This window comes from Brevundimonas nasdae, assembly GCF_019395145.1.
Lineage (GTDB): Bacteria > Pseudomonadota > Alphaproteobacteria > Caulobacterales > Caulobacteraceae > Brevundimonas > Brevundimonas nasdae.
This window is the reverse complement of sequence record NZ_CP080034.1, coordinates 1,744,688-1,757,475: the sequence shown is the minus strand read 5'-3', so window position 1 is coordinate 1,757,475 and position 12,788 is coordinate 1,744,688. Positions and strand designations below refer to the sequence as shown.

At 67.5% G+C, this 12,788-nt stretch carries 12 protein-coding genes; 9 read left to right on the top strand and 3 right to left on the bottom strand.

Going from position 1 to position 12,788, the window contains the following annotated elements; translation table 11 throughout:
- Nucleotides 1-316: 316 nt before the first annotated feature.
- From KWG56_RS08575 to KWG56_RS08535, 9 genes are all read left to right on the top strand, one after another.
- Complete coding sequence (locus KWG56_RS08575) at nucleotides 317-556, top strand: helix-turn-helix domain-containing protein (protein ID WP_083793413.1); 240 nt, start codon at nucleotides 317-319, stop codon at nucleotides 554-556.
- A gap of 73 nt (nucleotides 557-629) precedes the next feature.
- A complete protein-coding gene (locus KWG56_RS08570; RefSeq protein ID WP_232216215.1) occupies nucleotides 630-1,037 on the top strand; it encodes a nuclear transport factor 2 family protein in 408 nt (135 codons plus the stop codon).
- Between the two features lie 316 nt (nucleotides 1,038-1,353).
- Complete coding sequence (locus KWG56_RS08565) at nucleotides 1,354-2,322, top strand: arsenic resistance protein (protein WP_008260487.1); 969 nt, start codon at nucleotides 1,354-1,356, stop codon at nucleotides 2,320-2,322.
- Nucleotides 2,323-2,374: 52 nt separating this feature from the next.
- Nucleotides 2,375-2,710: an ArsR/SmtB family transcription factor gene (locus KWG56_RS08560; protein ID WP_008264065.1), complete on the top strand. Its 336-nt coding sequence runs from the start codon at nucleotides 2,375-2,377 to the stop codon at nucleotides 2,708-2,710.
- Nucleotides 2,711-2,717: 7 nt separating this feature from the next.
- Nucleotides 2,718-3,143, top strand: coding sequence for an arsenate reductase (glutaredoxin) (gene arsC / locus KWG56_RS08555; protein ID WP_219354438.1), 426 nt, complete (start codon nucleotides 2,718-2,720; stop codon nucleotides 3,141-3,143).
- Nucleotides 3,140-4,225, top strand: a complete 1,086-nt coding sequence (gene arsB / locus KWG56_RS08550; RefSeq protein WP_008264093.1) for an ACR3 family arsenite efflux transporter — start codon at nucleotides 3,140-3,142, stop codon at nucleotides 4,223-4,225. Before arsC ends, arsB begins: the two co-directional genes overlap by 4 nt.
- Entirely contained in the window at nucleotides 4,225-4,641 is a 417-nt protein-coding gene (locus KWG56_RS08545) for a GNAT family N-acetyltransferase (protein ID WP_219354437.1), read from the top strand. Before arsB ends, KWG56_RS08545 begins: the two co-directional genes overlap by 1 nt.
- The gene (arsH, locus tag KWG56_RS08540) at nucleotides 4,641-5,396 is read left to right on the top strand and encodes an arsenical resistance protein ArsH (RefSeq protein ID WP_008259815.1); all 756 of its coding nucleotides are present in this window, start codon (nucleotides 4,641-4,643) and stop codon (nucleotides 5,394-5,396) included. Before KWG56_RS08545 ends, arsH begins: the two co-directional genes overlap by 1 nt.
- Nucleotides 5,397-5,638: 242 nt before the next feature.
- On the top strand, nucleotides 5,639-7,768 hold the full coding sequence (locus KWG56_RS08535) for an NAD(+) synthase (protein WP_040349344.1): 2,130 nt from the start codon (nucleotides 5,639-5,641) through the stop codon (nucleotides 7,766-7,768).
- A 114-nt stretch (nucleotides 7,769-7,882) separates the two neighbouring features.
- Here KWG56_RS08535 and KWG56_RS08530 read toward each other — a convergent pair whose 3' ends face one another.
- The 3 genes from KWG56_RS08530 to KWG56_RS08520 form a co-directional block, all read right to left on the bottom strand.
- Nucleotides 7,883-9,820 (bottom strand): cytochrome c/FTR1 family iron permease, encoded by a 1,938-nt coding sequence (locus tag KWG56_RS08530; protein WP_153923204.1) that lies wholly within the window; start codon nucleotides 9,818-9,820, stop codon nucleotides 7,883-7,885.
- Nucleotides 9,821-9,957: 137 nt separating this feature from the next.
- Entirely contained in the window at nucleotides 9,958-11,370 is a 1,413-nt protein-coding gene (lpdA, locus tag KWG56_RS08525) for a dihydrolipoyl dehydrogenase (RefSeq protein ID WP_008259848.1), read from the bottom strand.
- Nucleotides 11,371-11,433: 63 nt separating this feature from the next.
- Entirely contained in the window at nucleotides 11,434-12,693 is a 1,260-nt protein-coding gene (locus tag KWG56_RS08520; protein ID WP_008261169.1) for a cytochrome P450, read from the bottom strand.
- Nucleotides 12,694-12,788: the final 95 nt, after the last annotated feature.

Sequence of the window (12,788 nt, the reverse complement as noted above, 5' to 3'; positions counted from 1 at the left end):
GCGAGTCCCGGTGCAAGGCGGAGGGGTCGGGCGAGGAATCCTCTGCGAAGAGGCCCGCTACTTCAGGGCGAAACGCCGCCTCCGCCACTGACGGACCCCGGCTCAAGTTGCGCCCGTATCTGACGGCGCCCGACGCCGGACTGTGTAAGCGGTCGCCAAAGCAGGGGCAATCAGTCTCTGGCGCTGGCTTCGATCCTAAGGGGCGGCGGGCCGACGTCGATTCTCCGCAACTTTCTTGCGGAGAATGCGCAACTCGCCTGTGTTGCTCGTGGCTGCTGGTCCGTTCAGCCTTCACCGGTCAATCGCGAGTGAAATCATGGCTCCGAACCTCCAACCGAATGTCGGCTCTCGAGTTTTCGCCTTGAGCCCGCGAGAGCTTGAGTGCCTGTTGTGGGTCAGTCGCGGCAAGAGCTCGGGAGATATCGGCGCCATCCTCGGATTGTCGCCGCGCACGGTCGACAGCTACCTTGAGAAGGTGTGCTCGAAGCTGCGCGTGCGCACCCGGATAGAGGCCGTCGCGGTCGCGGTGGGGGCCGGGGTTATCGAACCGGAGTGACATCGTTGGTCACACGCGATACGCGAGTTTTTCGCTGAGAATCGGATCATGATTGCGCGCCTGAACGGTGATCATGTCGCTTATGCCCGGAGACGTCGTCCAAGCTTTCGCCGGGGAGATCGCATCACGCGATGTGCGTCGCCTCGAATCCTATCTGTCGGAGCAGGTCGCGGCCCAGTTCGACATCGCGGGCGAACTCGTCGGACGTACAGCGCTTCTCGGCTTCTGGCGTCGGCTCTTCCAAAGCTATTCGCTGTTCGAACTTCACATTCTCAAGTCCGTCACCCAGGGCGAGCTGGTCATCGCCGAAAGCCTCTATCTGCTGGCCGCGAACCGTGGCCTCGTCATGAACGTCCGCGCCATCAATGTTTTCGAGGTTGAGAAGGGCGTGATCACTCGGTGGCGCGATCACGCCGATCTGGCCGAGGTGCCTCTGGCGGAGAAGGATCGATGGCGCCGCCTCAGCGTCGCCCGTTGGTGAGGAGGGGAGGGGGCGGGCCGGGAACTTCTGTGTGAAGCTCGACGTCTTCACCCGTGATCGCCGCCGACGCAGAACGTCCCCTGGCTCAAGATCAAAGGCTATCCGGTCAAGGCCCGCCGGGGCCCATCTTAGCCGGAGTAGGAACCAAGCCAAACCCTCAAGTGCGGTGCGCGCGCCAGAGCTTACGGGCGTGCGCCGACGCCGCTCGAACGCCGCCAGTTGTTCGGTCCACCCTCTTGCCGCGGAACGCAGGACGAGGCTTGACAGCCGGGGCGGTCGCGCCCGTTAGGGGTGCAGTGCGAAGTCAGGATCCGGGATGAACACGTCTGAACTTCGCGACGGCCTCGAAGCCCGACAGGTCTGGATCTATTTCGCCGCCGTGATCGTCGCGACGGCCATCGGGTTCCTGATACCGCGCACGGAAGTGCTGGAATCAGCGATCAATCCGGCGCTGGCCTTGATGCTGTTCGTCACCTTCCTGCAGGTGCCGGTCGCCGCCCTCGGCCGGGCGCTTCAGGAGTTGCGGTTCCTGGGCGCCTTGCTGGCGGTGAACTTCATCGCTGTGCCCCTGTTCGTCCTGGGCCTGATGCAGTTCCTGCCGGCCGATCCCCTGATCCGTCTCGGCGTGCTGATGGTGCTGCTCTGTCCCTGCATCGACTATGTCGTGACCTTCGCTCATCTGGGTCGTGCGGACGCCCGGTTGCTCCTAGCCTCGACACCGATGCTGCTGATCGCCCAGATGGTGCTCTTGCCCATCTATCTGCGTCTGTTCCTCGGCGCCGAGGCGGCGGCCTATGTGCAGCCAGGTCCGTTCATCCACGCCTTCGTCTGGCTGATCGCCATCCCGTTCGTTCTGGCGGCGCTGGTCCAGACCTGGGCGGCCCGCAGCAAAATGGGCGAGCGAGTCTCGTCTGGTCTCGGCCTGGCGCCGGTGCCGGCCACGGCCTTGGTGCTCTTCATCGTCGTCGCCGCGGTCATGCCGCAACTCGGACAGACCCTCGACCGGACCCTGAGTGTCGTGCCGGTCTATGTCGCCTTCTCCGTGCTGGCGCCGCTCATCGGATGGGCCGTCTCGAGGCTCGCACGGCTGACGCCGGAAGCCGGCCGCGCCGTCGCCTTTAGCGCTGGGACCCGCAACTCGCTCGTGGTCCTGCCGCTGGCCCTGGTCGTGCCCGGCGCCATCCCCCTGGTCCCGGCCATTATCGTCACCCAGACTCTGATCGAGCTCTTGGCGGAGTTGGTTTACATCCGTGGCATCCACAGGCTGGGACGTCGGTCAGCCTGATCAAAAGAAAGCGAGAGCTTGATCGCTTCCATAGTTCGACTAATTCGGAACTATGGAAACGGAAGCCTCGATTCTCGCTCTCGCCGCCTTGGCGCAGTCTACGCGGCTGGAGGCGTTTCGTCTCCTCGTGCGCCACGAACCCGGCGGTTTGCCGGCCGGTGAGATCTCGAACCATCTGGCCATCCCGGCCAATACACTGTCGTCCCATCTCGGCGTTCTGACCCGCGCGGGGCTGATCAGGTCGGAGCGGCGCAGCCGCTCGATCATTTACCGGGCCGACCTGGACCGGTTCCGCGAGCTGGTCCTGTTCCTGCTTAAGGACTGCTGCGAGGGGAGGGCGGACCTGTGTCAGCCCTTACTGGCCGAACTCGCACCCTGCCGCCCCTGAGGATCCCATGGACGTCGTCATCTATCACAACCCCGCCTGCGGGACGTCGCGCAACGCGCTTGAGCTGATCCGCCATGTCGGCATGGAGCCGCACGTCGTCGAGTATCTGAAGACCCCGCCGTCGCGGGCCATGATCGCCCAGCTGGCCGAACGCACCAGCGCGCCGCTGCGCGACCTGTTACGCGAAAAGGGCACGCCCTTCGCCGAGCTGGGCCTCGGGGACCCGGGCCTGACGGACGATCAACTGCTCGACGCGATCGAGGCCCATCCGATTCTTCTCAACCGCCCGATCGTCGTCAGTCCCATGGGCGTTCGACTCTGCCGGCCATCGGAGGCCGTGCTCGATCTTCTGCCCGCCGATGATCTCAAGCCCTTCACCAAGGAGGACGGCGAGGTCGTCATCGACGCCGCCGGCCAGCGGGTGAAGCGATGATCGATACCCCGGTGGCGGACGCCTCGCCGCGTCGCCTGTCCTTCCTCGACCGCTGGCTGACACTGTGGATCTTCGTGGCCATGGGTCTCGGCGTGGCTCTGGGGACGCTGGCGCCGGACCTGCCCGCCTGGGTCAATAGCTTCTCGATCGGCACGACCAACATCCCAATCGCCATCGGTCTCATCTTGATGATGTACCCGCCGCTGGCCAAGGTTCGGTACGAGGAACTGCCGCGTGTCTTCGCCGACAAGCGGGTGCTGGCCCTGTCGCTGTTCCAGAATTGGGTGTTGGGCCCGGTGCTGATGTTCGCGCTGGCGGTGATCTTCCTGCGCGATCAGCCGGAATACATGACCGGCGTCATCCTGATCGGCCTGGCGCGCTGCATCGCCATGGTGCTGGTGTGGAACCAGCTGGCGCGGGGCGACAACCAGTATGTCGCTGGCCTCGTCGCCTTTAACTCGATCTTCCAGATCCTTTTCTTCAGCCTCTACGCCTGGATCTTCCTCACCGTCCTGCCGCCCCTGTTCGGCCTGCAGGGCAGTGTGGTGGACGTCAGCGTCTGGACCATCGCCGGGGCGGTGCTCGTCTACCTTGGTCTTCCCTTCCTGACCGGCTTCCTGACCCGTCGCAGCCTGATCGCCCGCCGGGGCGCCGATTGGTACGAGCGGCGCTTTCTGCCGCGCATCGGACCGATCACCCTGATCGCCCTGCTGTTCACCATCGTGGTCATGTTCAGCCTCAAGGGCGGGGAGGTGGTGGCCCTGCCGCTGGACGCCCTGCGCATCGCCATTCCGCTGACGATCTACTTCCTTGTGATGTTCGTGGTCAGTTTCCTGATGGGCAAGCTGATCGAGACCGACTATCCGCGCACCACCGCCCTGGCCTTCACCGCGGCCTCGAACAATTTCGAACTGGCCATTGCCGTCGCCATCGCGGCCTTCGGCCTGACCTCGCCGGTCGCCTTCGCGGCCGTCATCGGCCCGTTGGTCGAGGTGCCAGTGCTGATCCTGCTGGTGTCAGTTGCGCTGTGGATGGGCCGACGCTGGTTCCCGGATACGGCTCCGCCGGCGGACGCGGCCTGATGGTCGTCCTGCATCTCTTGGACGCGGATGACGTCGGCCTGATCGCGGCCCTGCGCGGCGCGGGTCTGCCCGAGCCTGGCGCTGGTCGATACTTCGCCGCCCACGAACACGGCGGCATCGCCGGCTATGTCGGCCTGGAAGGGGAAGGGCAGGATCTCCTGCTGCGCTCCCTGGTCGTGCTCGCCGACCTGAAGGCCCAAGGGATCGGGAGCCGCATACTGACCGCCGTCGAGGCCATGGCGAGCGATCTGGGTAGCGAACGGCTTCACCTGCTCACCACGACGGCCGAGCTTTTCTTCGCCCGGCACGGCTTCGTCGTCGCCGATCGGGCGTCTGCACCGCCCGCGATCCGGCGAACCCGCGAGTTCGCGGACGTCTGCCCGGCGTCGGCCGCCTATCTGATCAAGGACCTCTGATGACCCTCGCCCGCTTGCGTTCGCTGCCGGATCCGGATCACCTGCCGGCTCTGGACGCGGCCTATCTGTCCGCCGACCCCGCCCGTGGATTGGGCCCGACCGACCCGGCGCCGCGGATCCTTCTCTTGTACGGCTCGCTGCGCGAGCGGTCGTATTCGCGGCTCTGCGTCGAGGAGGCGGCCCGTCTGCTGCAGCGGATGGGATGCGAGACCCGCATCTTCGACCCCTCCGACCTGCCCCTGCCGGGCGCGCCCGGCGACGACGACCACCCGGCGGTGCGCGAGTTGCGCGAGCACGCCTTCTGGTCGGAGGGCATGGTCTGGTGCAGTCCGGAACGGCATGGCCAGGTCTCCGGCCTGATGAAGCTGCAGATCGACCATCTGCCGCTCAGCCTGGGCGGCCTGCGCCCGACCCAGGGCCGCACCCTGGCGGTGATGCAGGTGTCGGGCGGGTCGCAGAGCTTCAACGCCGTCAACACTCTGCGCCTGCTGGGCCGCTGGATGCGGATGATCACCATCCCCAACCAGTCCAGCGTGGCCAAGGCCTTCCAGGAGTTCGACGAGGCCGGCCGGATGAAGCCCTCGGCCTACTATGAGCGGATTGTTGATGTGATGGAGGAATTGGTGCGTTTCACCATCCTCACCCGGCCGCACGCGGCCCAGCTGGTGGACCGCTATTCCGAGCGCAAGGCGGCCAGGATTCCCCTCGACGCCGCTTCCGATCTGTCGGGGATCGCCATCGCGCGCCAGGCGTGACCTCTCCTCGACAACGCGAACACGCCTCGCATTCCTCCCCCTTAATACGGACCTTGACCCCATGGCCGCGGCGGCCGCCGAGCATCGCGATGGTCGTAACTCGCCAGAAGTGGCGAAAGGCAGTCTCCGGTTGACGTCCTCATCCTAACGAACCTCCAGGCCCTTGCCGCGCTAAGCAAGGGGGACCAGGCGCGGGCCGTCCGGCCGAAAACAGTAATGCCCGAAGCGGAATAGGAGCAGACGTGCCTCGCAACGCAGCCGATTTCCTGTCGATTTACCAGCAAGGCTTCGTGAGGGTCGCTGCGTGCCGTCCCGTCTGCAGGATCGCGGATCCGGCGTTCAACCTGGAGCAGACCCTGAGGCTCGCCCGTGAGGGAGACGAGGCAGGGATCGCGCTGATGGTTTTCCCGGAGCTGGGCCTCTCGGGCTATTCGATCGACGACCTGTTGCTGCAGCGGGCGTTGCTCGACGAGGTCGAGCGGCAACTCGTGAACCTCGTGGCCGAAAGCCGCGATCTCCATCCGGTCGTTCTGGTCGGCGCGCCCCTCCGTCGTGAGGGACGGCTCTATAATTGTGCGGTGGCTATCCACCGGGGGCGGGTCCTTGGCGTGGTGCCAAAGGGCCATCTGCCCAACTACCGCGAGTTCTATGAAAAGCGATGGTTCGCCTCCGGGCGGGATGTGGAAGGCGAGATTACGATCGGGGGCGAGACCGCTCCATTCGGAATGGATCTGCTGTTCCAGGCCGACGATGTCGACGGCCTGATCTTTCATGTCGAAATTTGCGAGGATGTTTGGGCGCCCGCGCCGCCCAGCGACTTCGCCGCGCTCGCCGGCGCGCTGATTCTGACGAACCTGTCCGCAAGCAATATCGTTGTCGGAAAGGCGGACACGCGGCGAAGACTCTGCGAGCTGCAGTCCGGCCGCTGTTGGGCGGCCTACATCTACTCCGCGGCCGGCTATGGAGAATCGACGACCGACCTGGCCTGGGACGGACAGGCCTGCATCTACGAGCTGGGGGCGCAGCTCGCGGAGACGGAGCGCTTCAGCCTGGGGTCCCAGATGGCCGTCGCGGACATAGACGTGGAACGGCTGCAGCTGGAACGTATGCGGACCGGCACCTTTAACGAGGCCGCGATCGCCAACGGGATGCCCGACCGGCGCTTTCGCCGGGTGACCTTCCATCTTGATCCGCCAGTTCGCAACCTCGGCCTGCAACGACGCATCGACCGTTTTCCCTTTGTGCCCAACGATCCCTCCCGTCTCGACCAGGATTGCTACGAGGCGTTCAACATACAGGTGAGCGGGCTGGCCAAGAGGCTTGAGGCGACCGGAACAGCCAAGATCTGCATCGGCGTGTCCGGAGGCCTGGATTCAGCGCACGCCTTGATCGTCGCGGCCAAGGTCTTCGATCTGCTTGGGCGTCCACGCACGGACATTCTCGGGTTCACAATGCCCGGCTTCGGCACGAGCGCGAGGACCAAGTCTAACGCCTACGCCTTGATGAACGGGCTCGGCGTGACCGTCGAGGAAATCGACATCAAGCCGCTCGCCCAGCAGATGCTGCAGGACTTGCGCCATCCGTTCGCGAGGGGCGAACCTGTGTACGACACGACGTTCGAGAATGTGCAGGCCGGGCTCCGGACAGACCTCCTGTTCAGGGCCGCCAATCAGCGGAACGGCATGGTGCTCGGCACCGGCAACATGTCCGAGCTCGCGCTCGGCTGGTGCACCTACGGCGTCGGCGACCAGATGAGCCACTACAACGTCAACGGCTCCCTCCCGAAAACCCTCATTCAACACCTGGTCCGTTGGACAGCGGCGAACCGCCTGTTCGACCCCGCGGTGTCCGACGTCCTGCTCGACATCCTGGCGACAACGATTTCGCCGGAGCTCATCCCGCAGACGGCCGAGGGCGAGTCGCAGAGCACCGAAGGCAAGATCGGCCCCTACGAGCTCCACGACTTCTGGATCTACTATCTCACCCGGTTCGGGCTGCGGCCCTCCAAGATCGCCTTCCTGGCCTTGCACGCCTGGCAGGACGCCGCCGCCGGGAATTGGCCGCCGGGCTTTCCGGACGAGCAAAAGCGGGCCTACCCCATCGGGTCTATTCGCAGCTGGCTGGAGGTGTTCCTGCAGCGCTTTTTCGCCAATCAGTTCAAGCGCTCGGCCCTGCCGAACGGACCCAAGGTCACGACAGGCGGTTCTCTGTCGCCGCGGGGCGACTGGCGCATGCCCTCGGACGCTCATGGCCAGGTCTGGATCGACGAGCTGCATCGCAACGTGCCGGAGGTTCTTGATCCCGCAAGCGACGACATTCCAACGAAAGAGCCCGATGTGCTGCCCGCCGGAGGCAAACCCATCGTCCGATAAGACCGTCTCCCCGGCCTGCGGACTCCGGGGGCGGAGGGCGGTTTCAGAACCGGAAGCCGGCGCCTGCCCATGCGGCCCCCGGCGGGGCGGAAGTTCGCTGAAGGGCTGGCGGCCCTAGCCGATGTCCGCCGGCCGCGCGCCCTTCGGTGCCGCATGCCGGGAGAAGCCGACCACGAGGATAGCGATCGTCAGCAGCTGAACGGCGACGCCTTCGACCGTCGGGTAGAGGCCGAGGATCTCGATACGGGGGATCCAGGCCAGCGGATGGACGTCGAGCCAGCCCGCCTCCTGCAGCGCCGCCACCCCCTTCCCGACGAGGACAACCGACAGGATGGCCATAAGGATCGAGCTCAGGGAGAAGAACCGGCCGATCGGCAGGCGCTTGCTGTAGGCCAGCAGGGCCCAGGCAACCACGGCCAGGATGACCACCGCCGTCAGGGCGCCGGCCAGCATGCCGAGGTGGCCGCCCTGGCTCCAGATCGCCGCATAGAACAGGATGGTCTCGAACACCTCCCGGTAGACCACCACGAAGGACAGCAGGAATAGGAACCAGGCCGACCGTTTCGACAGCGCATGGGAGAGCTTGTCGCGGATATAGGTCTGCCAGGCGTCGGCGTGCGACTTACCGTGCATCCAGATGCCCACCGAGACGAGCACGACGGCGGCCAGAAGCGAACCGAACCCTTCGGTCAGTTCCCGGCTGGCGCCGCTGATGGAGATGAAGAAGGTCGCGGCCGCCCAGGTAGCCCCGCCGGCGACCAGCGCGGCGACCCAGCCGCCGTGGACGTAGCGCAGCACCTCGGGCCGTTCGGCCTTCCTGAGGAAGGCGATCATCGCCACCACGATGAGCAGGGCCTCTAGGCCTTCGCGCAGCAGGATGGTGAAGGCGCCGAGGAAGCTGGCGAGATTGTCCGCCTCCTGGGGCGCGAGGGCCCGCTCGGCCGTGTCCAGCAGGGCGTTCGCACGAGCGACCCGACCGGCGACCTCCTGGGCGGGCGCACCCCGGCTGATAGAGACGCGCAGCTCGGTCATGGCGGTCTCGACCCGGCGCAGCAGGGCGCTGTCCCGGGCGCCGAGGGCCGGCTCGATCGGCTCGACGCCGTCGAGGTAGGCGGACAGCGCCGCGTCGGTGGCGGCCTTGCGATCGCCCCGTCGATAGGCGGCCTCGCTCTCCGCCAGGCGCGTCCGCGCCAGGGTCAGCGTCGATCCGGCCGGGCGCGCCGCGGCCTCGGGATGACGTCGCAGATAGGCGGTCAGGGCCCGCGCCCGGGGTTCGCCGAGGCGGGTGGCCAGCTCGGCCGGCGTGGTCTGGGTGAGGGCGGCCAGGTCGGGAAAGGCCGCGCGGACCGCCGGATCGCCGTCCCACAGGCGCTTGCCCTCGGCGGCTTCGGCGTCGGTGAAGGCGAAGCGGCCGACATAGAAGGCCAGCGCCCAGCGGTCCTCGGCCGGCAGGTGCGAGAAGCTGGCCATCGCCGTGCCCTCCAGCCCCTGGTCGATCACCTGATACAGCCCGAAGACGCTGCGCTGGCGCGCGCGCTCCACGTCGGCGAAGGCGATCGCCGGCGGATCGAGCCCTTCGGCGCCGGGGCCGTCGGCGCGCCCGGTCACGCCGTGGCAGACCGCGCACTGCTCGGCGTAGAGGGCGGCGCCGCGGGCCAGGTCGGGCGGGAACGAGGGCGCCAGCGGGCTCGGATAGGCCGTCAGCACCGCGCCGGCCAGGGCCTTGGCCCGGGCGCCGACGACGGCCGGATCCGCCTTGTCCCGGATGGCCGCCTGCAGGCCCTCTGCGTCGCGCATCAGGGCGGCCTTGGCCGGGTTGGCCGGCAGGGCGTCCAGACGCGTCCGGATCTGGGTGCTGAACTCGATCATCTCGCCGTATTCGGCCGGATTGACGATCTCGCCGTCGGCCACTGCGCCGGCGTAGTCGACCGCCACATAATCCAGCAGCCGCCAGGCGACCTGGGCCTCCGAGGCGGACGGCGCCTGGGCGAGGGCCGGGGCGGCCAACCCTAGGGCGAACAGCAGGGTGAGCAGACGGAGCAGAGGACGCATGGGAGACCTAGTTGTGAGCGGCTCGCAATAGCATTCAAGCGACGCCGCTGTCGCGTCTAAACTGCGGACGCGCCCGGGCCCGCAGAGGCGGCCGCGATCGCAGCTGCCGTCGGGTCAGACTTCGTAACGCGCGGCCGTCAGAGGTGGATCGTGCGCTCGGCTACCGCCAGGCAGGCTTCGCGCAGGGCTTCCGGCAGGGTCGGATGGGCGTGGCTTGTCCGCGCCAGATCCTCGGCCGCCGCGCCGAACTGCATGGCGGCGACCGCTTCATGGATCAACCCGCCGGCCTCAGGGCCCAGGATGTGCACGCCGAGGATCTTGTCCGTCGCGGCGTCGGCCAGAACCTTGACCAGACCGTTCTTCTCCAGACGCGCCTTGGCCATGGCGTTGGCGGAGAAGGGGAAGCGCCCCACGCGGTAGGCCACGCCGGCCGCCTTGAGGTCGTCCTCGGTGCGGCCGACCGAAGCCAGTTCCGGCCAGGTATAGACGACCGCCGGAATCGTTCCGTAGTCCACATGGCCCGCGCCCCCCGCCAGGCGTTCGGCCAGGGCGATCCCTTCCTCCTCCGCCTTGTGGGCCAGCATGGCGCCGCCGATGACGTCGCCGATGGCGTAGACCCCGTCGGCGCTGGTCCGGAACCCTTCGTCCACCGGAATAAAGCCCCTGCGGTCGGGCGCAATGCCGACCGTTTCCAGATCGAGCCTGGCGGTTGCGGGCCGTCGGCCGATGGAGACCAGCACGACATCGGCCTTGATGGTTCCTCGCGCGCCATCGCCCATGGGCTCGACGTCGAGGACGACGTCGTCGCCCTCCATCCGCGATCCGACCACCTTATGCCCAAGGCAGAACTGGAAGCCCTGGGCCTCGAGCACCTTGTGCAGCGCCGCCGACATCTCCGAGTCGACGCCGGAGGCGATCCGGTCGAGCACCTCGATGACCGTGACCTCGCTGCCGAGCCGACGCCAGACCGACCCCAGCTCCAGTCCGACGTAGCCGCCGCCGATCACCGCCAGATGGCGCGGCGCCGCCGTCAGGCTCAGGGCGCCGGCGGAGGTGACGATTCGCCGCTCGTCGATGGGCAGGTCGGGCAAGGTCGCCGCTTCCGATCCGCTGGCGATGACCACCGCCTTGCTGGCCTGCACCTCGAAAGCGCCGTCCGCGGCGCGCACCTCCACCCGGTCGCGCGCCAGCAGCCGCCCGCGGCCCTGGAAGCGGGCGACCTTGTGCTTGCGCAGGAGGTAGGCGACCCCTTCGCCAAGCTCGGTCACCACCTTGCCCTTGTGCCGCATGACACCGTCAAGATCGGCCCGCACATTGTCTACCATGACGCCGAACGCTTCGAGATTGCGCGCCATCTCCAGCCGCTCGGTGGCCTGGAGCAGCGCCTTGGACGGAATGCACCCGATGTTCAGGCAGGTCCCCCCGAGCAGTTCGCGGTCGTCGATGACCGCCACCGACAGGCCGAGCTGGCTCGCCCGGATCGCACACGGGTATCCGCCCGGCCCGCCGCCGATGATCACCAGGTCGTAGGAGGTCGTCGAACGGCTCATGGCGTCAGCCTTTGCTGCGAGTGGATGGGAGAGAAGGGCCCCGGCCAGCCCGAGGAAGCGGCATCAGGCGCCCCCCTCATTGAGGGCCGCGTCGCGCGTCTCCATTCGGAACCCGCTTCCGGGGAGGGCCGGCAGGCGGCGGAAGTCGATCTCCAGATCCTGATCCGGCAGCCGGTAGTTCAGGTCGGCGAGCAGGCCGACGGCGCGCTCCATCAGCTCCACGACGATCCCTTCGCCAGGGCAACGGTGACCGGTCGCCGCATCCCCACCGCCCTGGGGGATGAGACCGAACGGATCTCCGGAGCCGTCGCTGAACCGCTCCGGCCGGAACGCCTCGGGATCAGTCCAGTGTGCGGGATCGTGATTGGAGCCATAGAGGTCGAGGACCACCTGACGGCCCTCCGGGAAGACCAGGTCGCGCCAGCGAAACGGCGCGCGCACACGCCCGATCACTGCCGGGAAGAACGGATAGAAGCGTCGGACTTCCTGGACGAAGGCGCGGCGACGTCCGGCGTCGGCGTCGGCCAGACGGGCCGCATCCGGGTGAGCCTGCATCGCGTGCGCCACAAACACGATGTAGACCGAGGTCGCGACAGTCGGCCGCAATACATTGGCCAGTTCGACCGCCGCCGTGTGGATCGGCAACGGTTCGCCGTCCGCGGCGCGGGTCCAGGCCCAGGCGTGGGCGGCCGTGTCCGGATCCGGCGACAGACGGCCGGCGCGAATGTCTTCAATGATCGAGCCCAGCCAGGCGTCGACGCGGCGACGCGCGTGCCTCGACCACAGATGCCGGGGGCCCCGCGATCCCGCCGCGTCGAACAGCGCCCTCAGGTGACGGACCCGTTTCGCCTCTTCGTGCGGCTCGAGCGGCACGCCGGCCCAGGCGCAGACGGCCCGCGTTAGCACCGGCTGCAAGGCGTCATACAGCACGATGTCGTCCTCGCCGGCCCATTCGACGGCCGCGCGCCGCCACTCCGCTTCGAACAGTTCGCCCAGTCGCGCGACACGGGCTGGCGACATCAGGGACATGAACACGCCCTTGCGGGCGCGGTGGGCCTCGCCGTCCAGCCCCTGGACGCCGCCCTCGCCGAGCAGCGTGCGGCGGACCGGCGCCGGCATGGCGCCCGCCCGCACGATGCGGGTCTCGTCATAGAAGATCCGCGCCGCCTCGCGGCCTCTCAGACAGGTCGTCTCCTTCAGCGCCAGGCGGGTCTCGACGACGTCGGCGCCGGCCTGCTCGAACAGGTGGGAAAGGCGCCGATAAGGGTCTGTCAGCAGGGCCAGGGTCTGGTCGCCGTGTCGCGAGGTCGGCCGATGCGTCATCGAAATCCTCCAGAAGGACGGGCGGTCCGCGACGGGAGCCGCCAATCGCCTCCAAACGTCGCGGTGGGCTAATGGCTCCGGGGTCTTTGCGCCTT